General features: G+C 69.1%; 17 protein-coding genes and 1 pseudogene. 9 read left to right on the top strand and 9 right to left on the bottom strand.

Annotated features, from left to right (window positions below; all coding sequences use genetic code 11):
* Nucleotides 1-237: 237 nt before the first annotated feature.
* A complete protein-coding gene (locus tag ABD830_RS37630) occupies nucleotides 238-1,515 on the top strand; it encodes a serine hydrolase domain-containing protein (protein WP_344998321.1) in 1,278 nt (425 codons plus the stop codon).
* Nucleotides 1,516-1,534: 19 nt separating this feature from the next.
* On the opposite strand, the gene ABD830_RS37635 is transcribed toward ABD830_RS37630, so the two are convergent.
* From ABD830_RS37635 to ABD830_RS37650, 4 genes are all read right to left on the bottom strand, one after another.
* On the bottom strand, nucleotides 1,535-2,743 hold the full coding sequence (locus ABD830_RS37635; protein WP_344998323.1) for an MFS transporter: 1,209 nt from the start codon (nucleotides 2,741-2,743) through the stop codon (nucleotides 1,535-1,537).
* Between the two features lie 258 nt (nucleotides 2,744-3,001).
* Nucleotides 3,002-3,298, bottom strand: a complete 297-nt coding sequence (locus tag ABD830_RS37640) for a hypothetical protein (protein ID WP_344998325.1) — start codon at nucleotides 3,296-3,298, stop codon at nucleotides 3,002-3,004.
* Nucleotides 3,299-3,379: 81 nt separating this feature from the next.
* Nucleotides 3,380-3,568: a hypothetical protein gene (locus ABD830_RS37645; RefSeq protein ID WP_344998327.1), complete on the bottom strand. Its 189-nt coding sequence runs from the start codon at nucleotides 3,566-3,568 to the stop codon at nucleotides 3,380-3,382.
* A gap of 82 nt (nucleotides 3,569-3,650) precedes the next feature.
* Entirely contained in the window at nucleotides 3,651-4,316 is a 666-nt protein-coding gene (locus tag ABD830_RS37650) for a maltokinase N-terminal cap-like domain-containing protein (RefSeq protein ID WP_344998329.1), read from the bottom strand.
* A 197-nt stretch (nucleotides 4,317-4,513) separates the two neighbouring features.
* Between ABD830_RS37650 and ABD830_RS37655 the strand changes: the two are divergent.
* Nucleotides 4,514-4,699, top strand: a pseudogene (locus tag ABD830_RS37655) (prolyl aminopeptidase); the annotation flags it as partial.
* Nucleotides 4,700-4,802: 103 nt separating this feature from the next.
* On the opposite strand, the gene tnpA reads toward ABD830_RS37655, so the two are convergent.
* Nucleotides 4,803-5,219 carry an IS200/IS605 family transposase gene (tnpA, locus tag ABD830_RS37660; RefSeq protein ID WP_344998331.1) on the bottom strand — a complete coding sequence of 139 codons (417 nt, stop codon included), beginning with the start codon at nucleotides 5,217-5,219 and terminating at the stop codon, nucleotides 4,803-4,805.
* Between the two features lie 23 nt (nucleotides 5,220-5,242).
* On the opposite strand from tnpA, the gene ABD830_RS37665 reads away from it, so the two are divergent.
* The 3 genes from ABD830_RS37665 (at nucleotide 5,243) to ABD830_RS37675 (ending at nucleotide 7,954) form a co-directional block, all read left to right on the top strand.
* Entirely contained in the window at nucleotides 5,243-6,442 is a 1,200-nt protein-coding gene (locus tag ABD830_RS37665) for an RNA-guided endonuclease InsQ/TnpB family protein (RefSeq protein ID WP_345002210.1), read from the top strand.
* A 157-nt stretch (nucleotides 6,443-6,599) separates the two neighbouring features.
* Nucleotides 6,600-7,148 (top strand): alpha/beta hydrolase family protein, encoded by a 549-nt coding sequence (locus tag ABD830_RS37670; protein ID WP_344998333.1) that lies wholly within the window; start codon nucleotides 6,600-6,602, stop codon nucleotides 7,146-7,148.
* Between the two features lie 62 nt (nucleotides 7,149-7,210).
* The gene (locus ABD830_RS37675) at nucleotides 7,211-7,954 is read left to right on the top strand and encodes a hypothetical protein (protein WP_344998335.1); all 744 of its coding nucleotides are present in this window, start codon (nucleotides 7,211-7,213) and stop codon (nucleotides 7,952-7,954) included.
* A 175-nt stretch (nucleotides 7,955-8,129) separates the two neighbouring features.
* Here the strand turns inward: ABD830_RS37675 and ABD830_RS37680 are convergent, their stop codons facing one another.
* A complete protein-coding gene (locus ABD830_RS37680; protein WP_344998337.1) occupies nucleotides 8,130-8,540 on the bottom strand; it encodes a hypothetical protein in 411 nt (136 codons plus the stop codon).
* A 145-nt stretch (nucleotides 8,541-8,685) separates the two neighbouring features.
* Nucleotides 8,686-10,176, bottom strand: coding sequence for an MFS transporter (locus tag ABD830_RS37685; RefSeq protein WP_344998339.1), 1,491 nt, complete (start codon nucleotides 10,174-10,176; stop codon nucleotides 8,686-8,688).
* Between the two features lie 260 nt (nucleotides 10,177-10,436).
* Here ABD830_RS37685 and ABD830_RS37690 point away from each other — a divergent pair, with 260 nt between their 5' ends.
* On the top strand, nucleotides 10,437-11,639 hold the full coding sequence (locus ABD830_RS37690; RefSeq protein ID WP_344998341.1) for a helix-turn-helix domain-containing protein: 1,203 nt from the start codon (nucleotides 10,437-10,439) through the stop codon (nucleotides 11,637-11,639).
* Nucleotides 11,640-11,828: 189 nt separating this feature from the next.
* On the top strand, nucleotides 11,829-12,458 hold the full coding sequence (locus tag ABD830_RS37695) for a TetR/AcrR family transcriptional regulator (protein ID WP_344998343.1): 630 nt from the start codon (nucleotides 11,829-11,831) through the stop codon (nucleotides 12,456-12,458).
* A gap of 40 nt (nucleotides 12,459-12,498) precedes the next feature.
* Here the strand turns inward: ABD830_RS37695 and ABD830_RS37700 are convergent, their stop codons facing one another.
* Nucleotides 12,499-13,860 carry an MATE family efflux transporter gene (locus ABD830_RS37700; protein WP_344998345.1) on the bottom strand — a complete coding sequence of 454 codons (1,362 nt, stop codon included), beginning with the start codon at nucleotides 13,858-13,860 and terminating at the stop codon, nucleotides 12,499-12,501.
* Entirely contained in the window at nucleotides 13,857-14,849 is a 993-nt protein-coding gene (locus ABD830_RS37705; RefSeq protein ID WP_344998348.1) for a phosphotransferase family protein, read from the bottom strand. Before ABD830_RS37705 ends, ABD830_RS37700 begins: the two co-directional genes overlap by 4 nt.
* 208 nt (nucleotides 14,850-15,057) lie before the next feature.
* Here ABD830_RS37705 and ABD830_RS37710 point away from each other — a divergent pair, with 208 nt between their 5' ends.
* Both ABD830_RS37710 and ABD830_RS37715 read left to right on the top strand, forming a co-directional pair.
* Nucleotides 15,058-16,284, top strand: coding sequence for an MFS transporter (locus ABD830_RS37710; protein WP_344998351.1), 1,227 nt, complete (start codon nucleotides 15,058-15,060; stop codon nucleotides 16,282-16,284).
* 360 nt (nucleotides 16,285-16,644) lie between these two features.
* Complete coding sequence (locus tag ABD830_RS37715; RefSeq protein ID WP_344998354.1) at nucleotides 16,645-18,582, top strand: AbfB domain-containing protein; 1,938 nt, start codon at nucleotides 16,645-16,647, stop codon at nucleotides 18,580-18,582.
* The last annotated feature ends 52 nt before the right edge of the window (nucleotides 18,583-18,634 follow it).

An 18,634-nucleotide genomic window follows, 5' to 3' on the forward strand; every position in this document is an offset into this window, starting at 1 on the left:
TCTCGTTGACCATGCCCAGGACCAGCGCGTTCGCCTTTCCGCGGGCCGCCAGGGCGGCGCGTTCGATGCCGTCGCGACCCAGGGCGGGCTCGCGGCACGCTGGTGGCGCAGAACTCCGGCAGAGCTCCGTGAAGACCTGTGGAACCATCCGCACTTCTCAGCACTTGCGTACATTGTCTCCTTTGTGAGTACACTGTGCGCATAGCGCGAACGACATACGCGATGGGAGTTGGAACCATGTCGAAGGCCACCACGTGGGACATGAAGGGCACCTGGGACAGCAAAGGCGCCTGGGAGACTCAGGGCCGCTGGGAGGAGCACCACCGCGCCGGGCTGGCCGAGGCGGGCCTGCGGCGGATGCATGACGTGCTGAACGGCCATGTCGCCTCCGGCGCGGTCCCCGGCCTGGTCGCGCTGGTCAGCCGGGGAGACGACACGCACGTCGAGGCGATGGGCACCATGCACGCGGGCGGCGCCGAACCTATGCGGCGGGACACGATCTTCCGGATGGCGTCGCTGACCAAGCCGGTCACGGCCGCCGGGGTGATGATCCTCGTCGAGGAGTGCCGGCTGCGGCTGGACGACCCGGTCGACGAGTGGCTGCCCGAGCTGGCCGACCGCCGCGTGCTCGCCCGGATCGACGCCCCGCTGGACGAGACGGTGCCCGCGGCCCGCCCGATCACCGTACGCGACCTGCTGACCTTCACCTTCGGGTTCGGTGTCGTGCTGGCGGCGCCGGACACGTACCCGATCCAGACCGCGATCCGCGAGCTCGGGCTGGACACCACCTCACCGGACTTCGGGCCGGAGGAGTGGATCCGGCGGCTCGGGACGCTGCCGCTGATGCGTCAGCCGGGCGAGCTGTGGCAGTACCACGTCGGGTCCGACGTGCTCGGCGTGCTCGTCGGCAGGGTGGCCGGGCAGTCGCTGGAGGGGTTCCTGCGCGAGCGGCTGTTCACCCCGCTCGGCATGAAGGACACCGGCTTCCACGTACCCGACGACCGGATCCACCGGCTGCCGACCAGCTACGCGCACAACCCCGAGACCGGCGAGCTGGCGGTGTGGGACGAGGCGGCCGGTGGGAAGTACAGCCGCCTGCCGGAGTTCCAGGCGGGCGGCGACGGGCTGGTGTCGACCGTGGACGACTACCACGCGTTCTACCGGATGCTGCTCAACAAGGGGACGCTGGGCGGCGAGCGGGTCCTGTCGCGGGCCTCGGTCGAGCTCATGACGATGGACCACCTGACGCCGGAGCAGAAGGTCGAGAAGGACGCGTTCGGCGACCACTTCGGCCGGCACGGCGGGTTCGGCTTCGGCATGGCGGTCCGCACCCACCGCCGCGACCTGGCCTCGCCGGGCCAGTTCGGCTGGGACGGCGGCCTGGGCACCACCGCGTACGCCGACCCGGCCGAGGACCTCGTGGGCATCCTGCTGACGCAGAGCGCGATGGACTCCGTCCACACGCCGCGCCTGCACCGCGACTTCTGGACCACCGCCTACCAGGCAGCGAGTTGAGCGCGGCACCTCAAGCAGCTCAAACGGAGTGGTCAGCCCGCTGCGCGAGTGACCTGGCGGGATATGCGGCAATGACCATGACGATGACGGAGGTCAGGGCGATGCCGGCGCCGACGTAGAGCGGCGCGGCATATCCGAGGCCCGCGGTGATGGCCAGCCCCCCGAGCCAGGCGCCAAGGGCGTTGCCGATGTTGGACGCGGACACGTTGGCGCTGGCGGCCAGTGCCGCCCCGTGGGCGACGTCGGTGACGCGGGTGATCATGCCGGGCACGCCGGCAAACCCGAACACCCCCATCAGGAACGCCAGGACCACCGACGCGGTGGCGCTGCCGGCCAGCAGACCGAACGCGGCCAGGGTGATGGTGAGTCCGACCAGGGCGAGGACCAGGGCGCGGTCGCGGTCACGGTCGGCCGCCCGTCCGCCGATCAGGTTCCCGACGACCAGACCGACGCCGTACACCATCAGCAACCAGGCGACATCCGCGGAGGAGAAGCCGCTGACCTCGGTGAAGGTGTAGGCGATGTAGCTGAACGCGCCGAACATCCCGCCATAGCTGAGCGCGGTGGCCGCCAGAGTCAGCCAGACCTGCCAGGACCGGAACGCACGCAACTGCGCCCGCAAGCCGCTGGGCGGCATCGGATCGGGGCCGCCGCCCGTCGCCGTCGGCGGCCGCGTCTCGCCCGCCCAGCCGGGGACGAGAGCGACGATCCCCACCAGCGCGAGCACGCCGATGCCCGTGACTGCCCAGAAGGCCGCTCTCCAGCCCCAGTGTTCACCGACCAGCGCGCCGAACGGCACCCCCAGCACGTTCGCGACCGTCAGTCCGGCGAACATGACCGCCACCGCGCGGGACTTCTTCTCCGGCGCGACCAGACTGCGGGCGACCAGCGAGCCGATACCGAAGAACGAACCGTGACACAACGCCGCGACGATCCGCCCGAGCAGCATCACCGGGTAGTTCGGCGCGACAGCGGACAGCAGGTTGCCGATGACGAACAGCGCCACCAGGCCGACCAGGACCCTCTTGCGGGGCAGCCGCGCCGTCGCCGCGGTCAGCGCGATCGCGCCGACCGCGACACTCAACGCGTATCCGGAGATCAGCCAGCCCGCTGCCGCCTCGGACACCGTGAAACTCGACGCCACCTGCGGCAGCAGCCCGGCGATCAAGAACTCGGTGAGACCGATGCCGAAACCGCCGAGTGCCAGCGCGATGAGTCCAGTCGGCATCCGTCGCTCTCCAATCGCGCGCCCGGCAAGGCACGGGTACGGCACTACCTGCCGCTGCGTGTGGACGCCCGGATCTCGGACCGCGCGCGGCACCGAGGCCCCACTATGTCACCACGGGTGCGAACGAGTTCGTACGGCCGCGGCCGCCCTGGCAAGCATGCACCTGGCCACCGGCGCCGTCCTCATCACGCTCCTGCCGAGGCAGCAGCGCAACATGGCGTAATGCCTATTCGGGCGTTGAATTCGGCATGCGTAGATTCAGCCGAGGGCCTCGTACTCGGCCGACGGGTGAGCCACCTCAGGGTGGTCCACGGTGTAGCGATCGCCGTAGATCCTCAGCATTGCCCAGTGCCACGCCTCGTCATGGAAGATCAGTCCACGGAATGGCGTGCCACTCGGCTCGTACGGGTACCGTTCCAGCCCAGCTTCCTCGGCTTCAGCCGAAGTGAGGCCTCCATAGCGCTGCATCACCCACGCAAAGTTTCTGCGCTCGTCTCGCAGGCACGCGACATACTCCTCTTCGCCCCAAACCGTCTCATCCTCACTCCCGGCCATTCCTGCACTATAGGACGGCCCGGTCGGTCAACACCTGCCGGTAGACATCAGGCAGAACCTTCCTTAAGAGACGAGCGCCGTCTACCGCTTCATGGCTCGGCAACGCTTGAGGAGCGCCGTGATTTTGTCGTAGTCGCGTGCGCCGTTCAGCTCATCAAGTAATTCGTCAGGGCATAACTCGTAGAGGTCGCCCCACCAGCCGCGCGCCTTGTTGTCCCAGATCCGGTAGCCGCCCGGTACACCTCTGGCGACGTAGCGCCTCTTGCCCATAGTGCTTCACCCTTCGATCCGTAGGTTCAGGGACCAAGATCGGCAATCAGCCGGGGCGGGACGATGATCTACGAACTGATCCCTAGGCGCGAGGGCCGGCGTGCAGGACGACGAACAGCCCCCGCGCGCGGGTGCCATCCGGCGCCTGCCAGGAGCCGGCGACGTGGCCGATCGCTTCCGGCGGAAGGAGAGGCCCGCCGTCCGGGGCGGGACGCAGGACCCGGTGCAAGCGGAGGGACGTACCATCCGGTCCGGTCAGCTCGGTGCCCTCTTGGCCGTCGGTGGCAGTGGCGGTGAAGTGCGTGGGGGCGAGGCCGTCTCCGATGTAGGAGCGGGTGACCTCCCGGTCGGGGGTGTCGCTGGCGTTCTGGTCCTGGGCCTGGACCCGGCCCTCGATCAGGGGCAGCAACTGGGCGACCAGCACCGGGTCGTGGCAGCCGTCGTAGGCCCAGCGCCGTCCCAGCACCCCGTGCTCCATGGTGCCGACGAGGGCGTGCTCCGCCCCGTCGAGCGGGGCACCCCGATAGGTGAGCGGCACCAGGTAGCTGATCGGGTGCGTGCCGGAGGCGTCGGCGACCACCATGAACTCGATCCCGACCTCCCCCTCCGGGTCATCCAGCCGGAAGCCGCCGGCCTTGGCCAGCGCCGGTCCGCCCGCGCCGCCGACGTACCACGGCCGGGAAGGCAGCCAGGAGGTGAGCAGTTCCAGCTTGGTCGGCTTGACGGTGGTGTGGTGGATGACGGCCATGCCGAGGACTCTCTTCCATTCAGCGAGTACGACCTCCGCATCTTCGCATCTACTGGCAGAGCAGTTCTTCAGGCGACAGAAGCTACGAGGTCGGCGGCGACATCGGCCTCGACGCTTTCCGATCAGTCACGACACCGCGAGAGAACCCCGCCGACACGAGCGGGAACGAAGAATACAACAGTGCTGTTTTTTGTCCGATGCGCCCTTTCCCTCCCATCGAGCCCTACGACCACGGACATCTCGACACCGGCGACGGCCACCTTGTCTACTGGGAGGTCTGCGGCAACCCCAACGGCAAGCCCGCCCTGGTCGTCCACGGCGGCCCAGACTCCGGCTGCACACCGGGCCAGCGCCGCTGGTTCGACCCCGAGCGCTACCAGATTCGTCGGCAGTGCTCCGGTCTTCAGGCCGGGGGTGAAGCCGACCAGCCCGCGTAGCGGGGCGAGAACAGCCGATTCGCCGCCAGGCGAATCGGCGTCCACCTGCTCAGACGGGCCGGTTCTGCTGCTCGATGTACTGGCGCAGGATGCTGAGCGGAGCGCCGCCTACCGACCCGGCGAAGTAGGAGCCTGACCACAGCTTGTTGGCCCGGTAGTAGTGGGCGGCCAGTTCGGGGAACTCTTGGCGCATCCGGCGTGAGGACACGCCTTTGAGGCTGTTGACCAGCTTGGACAGCGCGACTTTGGGTGGGAAGTTCACCAGCAGATGGACGTGGTTGGCCTCGCCGTTGAACTCGGCCAGTTCGGTTTCGAAGTCGGCGCAGACCGATCGCATGATCTCTTCCAGCCGCATCAGGTGGGCGCCGGTGAAGACCGGATGCCGGTATTTGGTGACAAAAACCAAATGAGCATGAAGGATGAAAACGCAGTGCCTGCCGGTTCTGATATCGGTGTGCTCGGCCATAAACCAACTGTACGATGGAGCTTGTGCAGCTGCGGTACGCCTACCGGATCGACCCGACCCCCGCCCAGCGCATCCCACTGGCCAAGGCGTTCGGGTGTGCGCGGGTGGTGTTCAACGACGCGCTCGCGTTGCGCAACCACGCCCACCAGCACGGTCTGCCGTTCATCGCCGACGCCGAGTTGTCCCGCCGGGTCATCACGCAGGCCAAGCAGACACCTGAACGAGCCTGGCTGGGCGAGGTGTCGGCGGTCGTGCTCCAGCAGGCCCTGGCCGACCTCGCCACCGCGTTCCGCAACTTCTTCGCCTCCGTCAATGGGAAGCGCAAAGGCCCCAAGATGGCCCCGCCCCGGTTCCGGTCCCGCAAGGACCATCGGCAGGCGATCCGGTTCACCAAGAACGCCCGCTTCGCCGTCACCACCTGCGGCAAGCTGCGCCTGCCGAAGATCGGGGATATACGGGTGCGGTGGTCGCGAAAGCTGCCCGCCCAGCCGTCCTCGGTCACCGTCATCAAGGACGCGGCCGGCCGGTATTTCGCCAGTTTCGTGGTCGAGGTACGCCGGCAGCCGCTGCCCGCCGTGCCTGGCGAGACGGGGATCGATCTGGGGCTCGGCCATTTCGCTGTCCTGGCGGACGGCCGGAAGATCGACTCTCCGCGTTTCCTGCGCCGGGCGGAGAAGAAACTCAAGAAGCTGCACAAAGCGCTGTCGCGTAAGCAGAAAGGATCATCCAACCGGGCCAAGGCCCGGGTGAAGGTGGCCCGCCAGTATGCGAAGGTCGCTGACGCGCGCCGCGAGTTCCACCACCAGACCTCCACACAGATCATCCGCGAAAATCAAGCGGTGTATGTGGAGGACCTGACGGTGAAGGGGCTGGCGCGCACGAGGCTGGCCAAGAGCGTCCATGACGCGGGCTGGTCGGCGTTCGTGAGCATGCTGGAGTACAAGGCGAAACTCTATGGCAGGCACTTCGCCAAGGTCGGCCGGTTCTTCCCGTCGTCCAAACTCTGCTCGGCCTGCGGGACACTGGCTGCCACGATGCCGTTGAACGTGCGGCAATGGACCTGCCCGTGTGGTGCCGTCCATGACCGGGACGTCAATGCCGCGATCAACATTCTCGCCGCCGGACGGGCGGAGAGACAAAACGCCTGTGGAGGACCGGTAAGACCACCGCTCGCGGCGGCACGGACCGACGAAGCAGGAAGCCGAGGAAGTGCCGCCGCATGAACAGCGCGGCACAGGCCAGAATCCCCGGCGTTTACGCCGGGGAGCGCGTCAACGCATCATCCTCTTCGACCAGCGCAACTGCGGCCGGAGCCGACCACACGCGAGTGACCCGGACGCCGACCTGTCCACCAACACCACGCACCATCTCGTGGCCGACATGGAGAGGCCCCGGCGCTACGAGATCGACTGGCTGTACCGCGGCGTCGGCCGCTTCTTCCCCGAACAGTGGCAGCGCTTCCGTGAAAGCGTCCCTGAGGCCGAACGCGACGGCGACCTGCTGGCCGCCTACGCCCGGCTCACGTCCGACCCGGACCCCGCCGTCCGCGCCCAGGCCGCCCGGGACTGGACCGCCTGGGAGGACGCGGTGATCTCCCTGGAGACCAACGGCCATCCGAACGCCTACAGCAATCGTCCGCCCGACGCCCTGCTGGCCTTGACCCGCATCTGCAGCCACTACTTCGCCAACGGCGCCTGGCTGGAGGAAGGGGTACTGCTGCGCGACGCACACCGGCTGGCCGGCATCCCCGGCGTCCTCATCCACGGCCGCTTCGACCTGGGCGCGCCGCTCCAGTACGCCTGGGAACTGGCCCAAGCCTGGCCGGACGCCCGCCTCGTGGTCGTCGACGACTCCGGCCACACCGGCAGCACCACGATGAACACGGAGATCCTCACCGCACTGGACGGCTTCGCGGACCGGCAAGGCTGAGCCTGGGCGGCAACGTCGCGCCGGCATTGCACGTGGGCCTCGCGCCCCACCATGATGGCCCGGTGCGCCGAAAGGATCTTTCGAAGGACACCGTGCGCGACCAAGATGAGCGCATCTGGGATGTGTTGTGCGTCGGGATCGCCGTCGGGGTCGTTGCCTGGGGTGCTATCGGCGCGTGGACGGCCATCGCGGTGGGGAACTACCCGTGGAACAAGTGGATCCCGTTCGCCAACGGGGCCAGCAAGGGCGTGGTGCTCGGTCTGCTCGTCGCCACCGCCTCTCTCATTGTGTCGGCCAAGGGGCTCCGGACCGGATGGCGCTGGTCTGTGTTCATTCTCGCCTTGGTCGGTGGAAGCCTCTTGGGCACAGTGCAAGATCTCCGTGGCGCACCGGCTCCTGCGCTCTACTTTGCGGAGCCTCTTTCAGATGAGCGGTGGTACGGGACGACGATGCTGCTGCACTGGTCGGGCAAGGTGGCGCTGCCTGCCGTCGTATGTGCCGTGGCCCTGACTCTGCTGGCGGCTCGCCCCTACCGGCCGAGACAGTCGATCGCATCCAGCGCGGCGCTTGTCTTCGCAGGTGTCACGCTGCTCCTGCTTCCAGTGATCGCCTCCGACCTCGCACCTGAGATCCGGGGCAACGGCCAGCATGCCAACGAGGGGGTCTGGGCGGGCACACGCTGCTGGTTCGTCGGAATACCGGTGCTGATGGCCGGACTGGTGCGATTTGCCGTGCTCCAGGCTCGTCGCTGGAAGTCTGGAGGCGCCCATCAGCCACGTTACGTCGGTGAGCCAGAGTCGTCGTGATCGTGGAGGCTGTCGTTCGTCACGCCACCACCCCCTCTCGGGTGTGCTGCCAGGTCTGATACCGGGTAACCCCACGCACACCCGCATTTCTTACACGCCGCACCCGAAATTCACTGCGCTCTGCTCGAGGGGATCGGCGATGAGCCGGGGTCCGGGCAGGACCCCGTGGCAGGCATCAGGCGGCGTCGAGGGCTGCGGTGATCTTGCGGGCCATCTCGGCGAGGGTGGGGCTGGGCAGGCCCTGGTGGGTCTGGGCTCCTGCTTCGATGGCGACGATGACGGTGCTGCGGAAGTTGTCGGCCTCTTCCGGGTCCTGCTGCTTGAGCAGGGTCATGGCCGCGGTCAGGGCGGGTAGCACCTGGTCGGCGAGTTCGGCGACGGACTTGCCGTACTTGACGCCCTTGGGCGCCTTGGTGAGCACGTGTCCGACCAGGCCGGTCGCGGAGGTCAGGGCGATGGAGCCGTGGGTGGCGACCTTGTGGGCCGAGCCTGCGGCGCCGGCGGCGGACATCAGTGAGACGGCGCCCCACGCGGCGACCCGCAGGGTGAGCTTGTCCTGGTCGCTGAGGGCGATGGTGTGCGACATGGCGGTGTGCTCCTTTACGAGATTCGGTTGAACGGACGTTGCTGAACCGTTCATGACATCCACCATCGCCGACCGCTCTGATACGGGGCCGTTGCCGTCCTGACGCGGCCGCTGACACGACACCGCATGGTCGATGGAGAGCGCCCTAGGCGTTGACGAGGGCCTGGGACTCGCTGGTGACATGCGCGTCTGCTTCGGTGGCGTGTGCGCCCGGCTTGCGGCCGCGCAGCAGGAGCAGAGCCAGTACGGCGGCGCCGAGCACCCCGGTCGCGGCGCCCAGGAAGGCGGACGACATGGCCACGTGGTAGGCCTCGCGAGCGACCGCGGCCAGGGACGGGTCGGCCACGGCGGCGGCTACCGAGCGGCGGGCCTCCTCTGATGCGGTGGCCGGCATGGCGGAGGTGTAGCTGCTGGTGGCCAGGCTGCCCAGGATGGCCACACCGAGCGCGGCGCCGGCCTGCTGGATGGTGTCGTTGAGTGCCGAGCCGACACCCGCCTGCTCGGTGGGGATGGCGCCCATCAGGGCGGCGATCGCCGTGGGCACGGCCAGGCCGCCACCGGCGCCCAGCACGACCTGGGTGATGGCCAGCGCTACGAAGCTGTCGGGGGAGGAGAAGGTGAGCAGGCCGAACCCGGTGGCCATCACGATCATGCCGAGGACCGCGGTGGTGCGGTTGCCGAGCTTGATGCCCAAGCCGGTGCCGATGCCGTTGAAGATCACCGAGGCGACGAACATCGGGATGAGGGCCAGTCCGGCCTGGGTGGGCGTGTAGCCGAGGACGAACTGCATGTACTGGGTGAGCACCAGGAGCAGGCCGCCGTTGCCGACCTGGACCAGGGTCAGCGACAGGCTGCCGCCCGCGAAGTCGCGGTCGCTGAAGAGCTTGAGCGGCACCATCGGGTGGTCGGTGCGCAGCTCCCAGAGGATGAAGGCGGCGAGGGCGACGACGGCGATGGCCAGCGGGGTCCACGAGATGCCGTGCGCGAGTTCGTTGATGGTCCAGACGAGAGCGGACATGCCGATCACCGACAGGACCGCGCCGATCGGGTCCGGCTTGGTCCGCGGCCCCTTCGACTCGGGCATCAGCGTCAGGGCGGCCAGGATGGCCAGCGCCACCACCGGGACATTGATCCAGAAGACCGATTCCCAGCCGAAGGAGGCGACCAGGGCACCGCCGAGGACGGGGCCGCCGACCAGGCCGAGCACGGCGAAGGCGGCTCCGGCGGCCATCGCCTTGCGCCGTTCGACCTCGTCGGGGAAGACGACCATCAGGAGCGACAGGGTGCTGGGCATGATCAGCGAGCCGCCGACGCCCATCGCCACGCGGGCGGCGATCAACTGGCCGGGGTCTGTGGTGAGTGTGGCCGCCAGGGAGGCGGCGCCGAACAGCACCAGCCCGATGACCATGACCTTCCGCCTGCCGTACCGGTCGGACAGGGAGCCGGCGGTCAGCAGCAGACCGGCGAAGACCAGCATGTAGGACTCCAGGATCCACTGGATGTCCTGCGCGGTCGCGCCCAGGTCGGCGGCTAACGACGGTACGGCGACGGTGAGTGCCATGTTGTCCATGAGCAGGACGAGGGTGCTCAGACAGAGCGCGATCAGGATCAGCCAGCGGCGGGGATGCGGTTGCATGTGTCAGGTTCCGTTCATGTGCGAAGAGCGGCTGGTGAGGGTGGCGCCGTCCGCGACGGGGTTCGTCTGCGAACGACAGCAACGGTATGGCCGTTGCCATAGCCTTGGCAAGTAATTGCCAAATTCAATTGCCAAAATGACAGAGGGCTGAGCGCCGAAGCTTGGCAATAACTTGTCTGAATACAGGCAAGTGGGCTAGGCTCGGGTGCGACGTACCCTCCGGACGTCGTACGACGTCACCGCTACCCGGGAGTCCAGACATGCTCGAGCAGCCAGTCTTCGGCCGCAGGCTCAGGCAACTGAGGACCGAGCGCGGCCTGACGCTCGCCGCGCTCGCCGGCGCGGGCATGTCCACGGGATACCTGTCCCGGCTGGAGTCCGGTGCGCGTCAACCCACTGAGCGTGCCGTCGCGCATCTGGCTGCACAGCTGGGCATCAGCCCGGCCGAACTCACCCAGTCCACGGCGACCTCGCTCGCACAGAGCCTGACGCTGGCCACCGGACTGGGCCAGGACGAAGCCGGCCGGACGCTCAGCGAAGCCCTGAAGGCCTCGGGGGGCGAGGATCCGCTGCTGCGCTGGCAGGCGCTCTGGCGGGTCGCCGAGTGGCGCCGGCGGCGGCAGGAGTACGCCGAACAGCGGTCGTGCCTCGACGAGCTGGTCGCGCTCAGCGAGCAGATCGGCCTGCCCGAGCTGCAGGCCAGAGTGCTGGCCGAGCTGGCCCGCTGCATGCGCGACACCGGCGAGATCGTCGGCGCCGTCGACACCGCGACGCACGCCTACGAGCTGGCGAAAAGCGAGGCGCTGCCCGCCCGCGTGCAGGTCTCGACGCTGCTTGCCCTGGTGTCGGCACTGGGTGAGGCCGGGCGGATCCCCGACGCCGCGCGTTACACCGACGAGCTGCTCACCGCGGCGGAGAAGGGCTCGAGGCCGCAATGGGCGCAGGCCCTGTGGACCGCGGCCAACATCCGGACGCGTCAGGGCGATCTTGATGCCGCCGCAGAGCTGATGGACCAGGCTGTCGACGGCTTCGACGGCCGGGATGACCTGACGATGTGGATGCGCCTGCGGATCAGTTCGGCCCGGCTCGATCTCATGGCCGACCCGCCGAGAGCGGAGAGCGCCCAGCGGCGTGTCGAAGAGGTCCGAGCGGCCTTGCCGTTCGCGGGCGCACCGACCATCGAGCAGCAACTGCTGGCGGTGCGCGCCCGTATCGCCGTCATCACCGGCCACTCCGACGAGGCGCGCGCGCTGCTGGACCAGCTCGTCGGCTTCGACGACCTGCTGCCGTACCAGGAGCGGATCAGGCTCGACGTGCTGCGCAACCGCGTGCTGCTCATGGAAGGCGAGCAGGCTCCGGCGCTCGCAGGGCTGCGGAAGCTCGCCGAGCAGGCCCAGCAGAGCGGCAACATGGACCTGGCCGCGGAGATCTGGCGGCTCGTCGCCGAGTCCCTGGCGCGGTAAGGCCGAGTCCCTGGCGCAGTAAGCACGATCGGTTCGCGCTCCGCGGACCAGCGAGCCAGGCCCCGCATGGCGGCCGTGGATCGCCTTGCCGCCAAGCCGACGGTGGTGCTCATCCACGGTGCCCTTGCCGGTTCCTCTGGCTGGAACAGCTCTGCCAGTGCGTGCGCATCGGTGGGGCATGATGGGCGGATGGCCTCCGGTGCACCCCGTACGACGTCGTCCTCGGCAGGCTATGCGAAGGGTCAGATGCGCCGCGAGCAGATCGTCGAAGCCGCCGTGGCGGCCTACGCCGACCTCGGCTACCACGGCGCCTCGCTGCGGAAGATCGCCAAGCGGGTGGGGATCAGCCATGCCGGGCTGATCTACTACTTCCCGACCCGGGAGGCGTTGCTGGCCGCTGTGCTGGAGCGGCGCGACGTGGAGGACGCGGCGCGCGGTGGTCTCCCCCAGTCGCCGGGCCTGGGCGTCCTGAGGCATCTACTCGACGTTGCCGCCCACAACCAGGATCATCCGGCCATCGTGGAACTGTACGCCCGGCTCGCGGCGGAGGCGATCACGCCCGGGCATCCGGCACACGGCTACTTCACGCGGCATTACCGCCAGGTTCGGGGGTACGCTGCCGCGTCGTTCGCGGCGCTGGCCGAGGCCGGGCAGCTGCGGGACGGCGTCGACCCGGAGACGGCGGCGGCCGCGCTGATCGCGCTGATGGACGGGTTGCAGGTGCAGTGGCTGACCGATCCTGGCGAGGTGGATCTGGTGGGTCCCTTGCGGCTCTTCCTTCAGCAGGTGCTGCTCGTCCCAGTGGACCAGCCGCAGTGACCACGGAGGTTGGTGCCCGGCCGGGCTGTCAGCTCCGTCATCACTGCTGCGGCATGTCGTGGCGTCCGAGCCGCCCCAGGAGGACGAGGGCGACGCCGGCCGACAGCAGCTCCCCGGCTGCCAGGGCGTACCACAGACCTGATGGCCCCAGTGCTCCCAGCGCGGCGACCAGCGGTACCTTGACCGCCACGAGGGTGCCCCCGGACAGCAAGAACGACGGCTTGGGCCGTCCCAGGGCCTGGAAGTAGGCCGACACCAGCGGAGTCACACCAGCGAACGCGAGCCCGGCGGCGATCACGCGCAGGGCCTGCTGCGCGGTTGCGGCCGCCGCCGGATCGCGGAGGAAGAAGCCGACCAGCGGCACGGCGAAGACGATCAGCACGATCGCGGCCATGGCCCCGTACAGTACGGAGGCGCGCAGCGCCAGGTCCCGGGCGCGCAGCACCCGGTCGGTCCGGCCGCGGCCCGCGTTGAAGCCGACCACGGGCTGCAGGCCCTGGCTGATGCCCAGGTGGGGCATTGAGGCGAAAGTCTGCAGCCGCGCGCACACTGCGTAGGCGGCCAGCGCGACGGTCTGGCCGGAGGCGGCGAGGGTGGTGTTGACCAGCAGCACCAGAGCCGTGGCGCCCAGGCCCGCGAGGAGGGACGGTGCGCCCGTCGCCACCAGAGCGCGCAGCGTCGGGGCGTGGGGACGCAGGTCGGCGACACGGATGCGGTAGGGCCGCCTGCGCTGCACGAAGAAGAACCACATGCTCATCCCCGTGGATAGTGCCTGGCCGGCGACGGTTCCGAACGCCGCGCCGCGCACGCCCATGTGCAGCCCGAAGATCAGGATCGGATCGAGGATGATCTGTACCAGGACGCCCACGAGCCACAGCAGCGTCGAGAACCTGAGCCGTCCCTCGGCCCGCACCAGGCTGGAGAAGCCGGTCGCCACGACCGCGCCGGCCAGCAGGATCGCCGCGTACGCGCGTGCGGGCGCCCGCGTTGCCCCCTCCGCGCCGAGCACGGTCAGCAGCGGGTCGAGCATGAGCAGCCCGGTGACCGTGACCGTGATGGCGGCGGTCCAGAACAGCGTGAAGGCGTTCCCGGCCGCTCGCGCGGCCGCGGCCGGGTCGCCCGCGCCGAGGCTGCGCGAGACCAGCGATGCTCCGCCGGCGCCGACCGTGGTGGACACGGCGCCCAGGACGAGCAGCACCGGGGCGACCAGGTTGACCGCCGCCAGGGCCGCAGGCCCGGCCCCGTGGGCCACGAACCAGGCGTTGGTCAGCGCGTAGACGCCATAGACACCGACCGACGCGGTGGTCTGCACACTGGCGTTCCACAGCAACCGGCCGACCGGGCGGGTGCCCAGCGCGGTCGTGGCATCCACCCGGACGCGGGCCGCCGGGGCCTCGCTCACCGCGGGGAGCGGTGCCCGAACTTCGCCATCAGCTGGTCCAGTTGGCCGCGGGCCCAGTCGTACTGGCGGGTGTCGGCGTGCCCTCGGTACACGGTCTCGATCACCATGATCAGCACAAGGTACAGGCAGTACAGACGGCGCCGCACCCGCTCGGAGTCGGTCAGCGGCCCCTGGCCGTAGCCGCGCATGAATGCCGTCGGGTCACCGAAGTCCGGCAGCTCGACACCGGTGAAGCCGGCCTCGATCAGCGGGTCTCCCCAGAACGCCCGTTCGTGGTCGATGATGCTCACGATCTTTCCGTCGCGGACCATCGCGTTGCCGTCCCACAGATCCCATTCGACGTACCGGGGCTCGACCACCTCCTCCAGGCAGCCCGCCTGTTCGGCGAAGATGCTCCGGATCAGGTCGTAGTCCCAGCCCAGGTCGACTCCGCGCCGCTCCCCGTCCTGCAGCACGTCCTCGGCCATGCCCGTGAACGCCGCCCGCCAGCTCGGCTGCGGCGCGCCCGCGAGTGGTCCGAAGCCGCTGCCGCGGATGGCGTTCAGCTCCCGGTTGGCCGCCCCCAGCGCCTCGTTGCAGGCGTCCCGTTCGGCAGCGGGCAGGGATTCCCGGACGATTCCGAGGTTGTCCGCGTCGATGTACGGCATGAAGAAGTAGTCCGCGTCGCACAGCTCATGGCTGGTGTCGCTGAAGTCTACGGCGGGGACCGGCACGGAGGTGTGCTCGCGCACCAGCCGCAGCGCCGCGAGTTCCGTCGCCATCGCCCCGCGCTCGTAGGTCATCACCTCGACCCCGGGCGATGGTGCGATCTTCAGCACGACCTGTGACCCGTCACGCAGATGAATCCGGTAGGCCACGTTGAACCAGCCGTGCCCGAGCTCGCTGACCCACTCCTCCGCTCCCACCGGCACCTGGTCGGGTCCGTAGGCCCTGGCCACCATCGCCCGCAACGTCTGCGGTGATTGCCTGTTCTTGGTGATGCTCTCCAAGGATCCGCGTCTCCTTCGTGCCCACCGAACCGGGCCCGAGGAAAACTTCTACCAGTTGGTAGATATTTGCACCAGAGGTGCCGTTCGGGGCACGCGAGCACCACTCCGTGAGAAGCCTCGCGGGCTGGCGCGCCACATCAGGGCAACCACAGGAAGATCTTCGCGCGTTCGCCGTGTGCCCGGTGTAGTGCCCGCGGCATCATGCCGCATGTCAAAGACGCAGGTCAGGGGCAGATTTCCGGCGGAAGTGGGACGCAACGGGCTGCTGGTCATCGCGGCACGGGCGCTGCGAACCTTCGGGTACGGATGCACCAGCGTGCTCCTGGCCGAGCTGCTCGCCCAGGACGGCGACGCCCCCTGGCAGACCGGCCTGCTGCTGGCCGTGGCCTCCGCAGGCTCGGTGTTCGCGAGCCTGATGCTGGGCCTGTTCGCCGACGTGTGGGGACGGCGTCGAACGCTGATCGCGTGCGGCTGCCTGATGGCGGTGACCGGCGCCGTGTTCGCGCTCAGTGAGTCCTACCCCATCCTGGTCGCCGCCGCCTTCATCGGGACGATCTCGCCCTCCACCAACGACAACACGCCGTTCTCCGGGGTGGAGCAGACGATCCTCGCCCAGGTCTGCCCCAAGGCCCGCCATACGTCCGTCTTCACCTGCTACAACGTCACCGCCATGGCATCCGGCGCACTGGGCGCCCTGGCCGCCGCCGCCCTCGGGCTCCAGCCGTGGACGTCGGCCCCCGACGCCGCCTTCGCCCTGTACGCGGTCCTGTCAGCCGGCACCGTGACGATGTTCTGGCACCTGACGCCGGAGATCGAGGCGCCCGAGACCGCACGACACGACAAGGACAGTCGCCGTGTGCGGATGCCGAGGCAGGTCCGCCTGCTGGCCGGGCTGTCCGCCCTGGACGCCCTGTCCGGCGGGCTGGCCGTCCAGGCGGTGCTGGCCTGGTGGTTCGCCCATCGCTACGGCGCCACCACCGCGCAACTGGGCCTGGTGTTCTTCGCCGCCAACCTGCTGCCGGCCCTGGCCCAGCTCACCGCGCCGCTGCTGGCCGCCCGGCGCGGCCTGCTGGCCACCATGCTCGTTCCGCACACGGTGGCCAATCTCCTGCTGGCCTGCATCCCGTTCGCCCCGGACCTCGCCACCGCCGTCGGCCTGCTGCTGCTCCGCCAGACGGTCTCCAAGATCGACGTACCGGCGCGGCAGGCCTTCACGGCCGCGGTCGTTCCCTCCGCGCACCGTACGGCCGCCGCCAGCATGACCAGCCTGGCCCGCAGCATCGCCGTCTCAGCCGCTCCCATCGCCGCCACCACCCTGCTGACCGGCACTCTCGCCGCGCTGGGAGCTCCGCTGCTGCTCGGCGCGGCCCTGGGCCTGGGCTACGACCTCGCCCTCTGGCGCGCCTACCGCGGCACGCCCCTGGCCGAAGGATGAGCGTCCCGGGGCGCCGGACTCGAATACTCCTGCAGAAAGCACCACCGGCGTCAGGGGTACGGGCCCGGCCGTCGGCTCCCGCAACCTTGTCGCCGAGTAAACCCGCACCAAGCAAGGATCATGGCCAGCACGGCAAAGATCGGCTATCCCGGCGCGGAACAGCCGGGACGGCGCCGTGTTCTCCACGGCGATGCCGGGCAGCTTGGCGTCTGCCGGCGCCGCCGTCAGGAGGAGCCTGCCGTCCTGACGCAGCAGCGGATGAAATCGCGAACGCCCCGGTATGTTCCTGTTATCCCCATCCGTCCCCTGCGTTACTCTCACGACAGCCTCCACACGGGAGGCAACGGCAGTAAGGCAGCAATGAGCGACAAGCGTTGTGCAAACTCCTCAGCCCGCCATCTGGCTCTTACCGTGCTGGCGACGGCGGTGGCCGTCTGTGGCACCCCGGGGCCGGCGGCATCCGCCGCCGTGCGCACCGCCATCCCGGCGGCGCTACACGGCGGCACGGGCCTGCCCGATCCGGGAACCGACCCCGTCTTCTCCTCCGATGGGGAGTTGAGCAGGAAGGAGACTTATACCTACCGGCCGTCCAAGCCGGGCGACCACGCCTTGCCGTCCGGCACGTTCCTGCTGTCCTACGACGTGTCTCAAGCCTCGCGGCACCCCCTGAAGGCGCAGCTCGTCAAGGCCCGAGCGGAGCTCGCCCGCAGCACCGGCATCGCGCTCTACCTCACCGGCGGAACCGCGCTCAACGACGCAGACCTGAGGGCGGTGCAGACGGCCGGCAACGCCGAGAGCGCGGGCGGGCTCGGGCTGACCAACTTGAACCGACTGCACATCTACAACCTGCGTTCCCTTCAGGGCGGCACAGAGTGCACACCGGATTCCGGACTGGCGTGCGCCGGGCAGATCGCACGCGGCGGGCGCTCACCGTACCTGTGGTACAACGGGTGGTGGGGGTCGTGGGTAAGGCACCTGGTGCTGGACGATCTGCAGGACGTCAAGCCCGGCTCCTTCAGCAACCACAACTTCGCCTCGGTCAGCTTGAAGGCGGCCCGCACCGTCGGGGCGATGGCGTTCGGACACGGGCCGTACGCCAAGCTGAGTGTGCTCTATCTGCCCAGCGTCACGGAGATCGGCGCGAACGCGTTCCGCCGCAACCAGTACCTGACGAAGGTCAATCTCCCGCGGGTGCGCACCATCGACGACTTCGCGTTCGACGACGCTTCCCGTCTGCGCTACTTCAACGCCCCCGAACTGGAGTCGATCGGCCGGAACGGACTGAACGACAGCCACGTGTTGGAAGCGGTCAATCTGCCCAAGCTCCGCTACATGGGCATCAACTGCTTCGATCTCAACGGTGACGCCGCCGCCGGGACAGGCGTGAAGGTGCTGCGGCTGCCAAGCCTGCAGACGCTGGACAAGAACGCCATCGTCCACCTCGCCTCCCTCAAGGAGCTGTACGCGCCCGCGCTGACGACCGCCTGGCATGACTCGATCTCCGGCAACGCGAGCCTCGAATCGGTCTACGCACCGAGCCTGAGCAGGCTCGGTCCGCGCGTCTTCGCGCAGACTCCCCGCCTGCGAGCGCTGTACCTCGGCCAGAAGCCGCCCGCCCAGGACGCCGCCGCGTTCACAGGAGCCGACCCGGCGAAGCTGACCATCTACTACACCGGCGACACCTCCGCCTGGGCGAGCTTCGTGCCGGCGGGCAATCCCACGATCAAGCTGGTCAAACGGAATCCGGACACGGCACCTTCCGCCACCCCGTCGGCCGGTCCCCTGCCCTCCCAGACTTCCACGCCGAATCCGCCGGCCACGGCATCCCCATCGCCTACGTCAACACCGGCGCCTGCCGGACTGCCCACAGGGGTCACGCGGTCGTTCCGATCGCTCGGCACTCCTCCCCTGTTCATCCAGGCGTCCGGCGGCTTCGCCCAGCTAGCCGCCATCCGCGAGGACGACCCGGCCGCAGCCCGGCAGCGCGCCGGCTTGCGCATCGTGCCGGGCCTCGCTGACCCCAAGGGATACTCATTCGTCGGCCTCGACGGCCGCTACCTACGCCACAGGAACTTCCGGCTGCGTTTCGACCTCAGGGATGGCGGTTCCTTGTTCAACAAGGACGCCACCTTCTACGCCCGTCCCGGCTCGACCTCCGCATCGGTGACACTGGAGTCGTTCAACTACCCGAACCGGGTCGTCGTCCAGCGCAACCGTCAGCTATGGCTCCTTCCCCGGCAGGCGACCGCCGCCTTCCGCGCCGCAAGCTCCTTCCAGCCGGTCCTGCCTCTCCGCTGAACCTGTGACGGCTCGACGGGCAGCGTATGACCTGGGCGCGCTGCCCGTCAGC

The organism is Nonomuraea helvata (assembly GCF_039535785.1).
GTDB classification, from domain to species: Bacteria; Actinomycetota; Actinomycetes; order Streptosporangiales; family Streptosporangiaceae; genus Nonomuraea; species Nonomuraea helvata.

Coding starts and splice junctions, on each gene's coding strand:
- ABD830_RS37630 (WP_344998321.1), top strand. CDS start 238: ATGTCGAAGGCCACCACGTGGGACATGAAGGGCACCTGGGACAGCAAA.
- ABD830_RS37635 (WP_344998323.1), bottom strand. CDS start 2,743: ATGCCGACTGGACTCATCGCGCTGGCACTCGGCGGTTTCGGCATCGGT.
- ABD830_RS37640 (WP_344998325.1), bottom strand. CDS start 3,298: ATGGCCGGGAGTGAGGATGAGACGGTTTGGGGCGAAGAGGAGTATGTC.
- ABD830_RS37645 (WP_344998327.1), bottom strand. CDS start 3,568: ATGGGCAAGAGGCGCTACGTCGCCAGAGGTGTACCGGGCGGCTACCGG.
- ABD830_RS37650 (WP_344998329.1), bottom strand. CDS start 4,316: ATGGCCGTCATCCACCACACCACCGTCAAGCCGACCAAGCTGGAACTG.
- tnpA (WP_344998331.1), bottom strand. CDS start 5,219: ATGGCCGAGCACACCGATATCAGAACCGGCAGGCACTGCGTTTTCATC.
- ABD830_RS37670 (WP_344998333.1), top strand. CDS start 6,600: ATGGAGAGGCCCCGGCGCTACGAGATCGACTGGCTGTACCGCGGCGTC.
- ABD830_RS37680 (WP_344998337.1), bottom strand. CDS start 8,540: ATGTCGCACACCATCGCCCTCAGCGACCAGGACAAGCTCACCCTGCGG.
- ABD830_RS37685 (WP_344998339.1), bottom strand. CDS start 10,176: ATGCAACCGCATCCCCGCCGCTGGCTGATCCTGATCGCGCTCTGTCTG.
- ABD830_RS37690 (WP_344998341.1), top strand. CDS start 10,437: ATGCTCGAGCAGCCAGTCTTCGGCCGCAGGCTCAGGCAACTGAGGACC.
- ABD830_RS37695 (WP_344998343.1), top strand. CDS start 11,829: ATGGCCTCCGGTGCACCCCGTACGACGTCGTCCTCGGCAGGCTATGCG.
- ABD830_RS37710 (WP_344998351.1), top strand. CDS start 15,058: ATGTCAAAGACGCAGGTCAGGGGCAGATTTCCGGCGGAAGTGGGACGC.
- ABD830_RS37715 (WP_344998354.1), top strand. CDS start 16,645: ATGAGCGACAAGCGTTGTGCAAACTCCTCAGCCCGCCATCTGGCTCTT.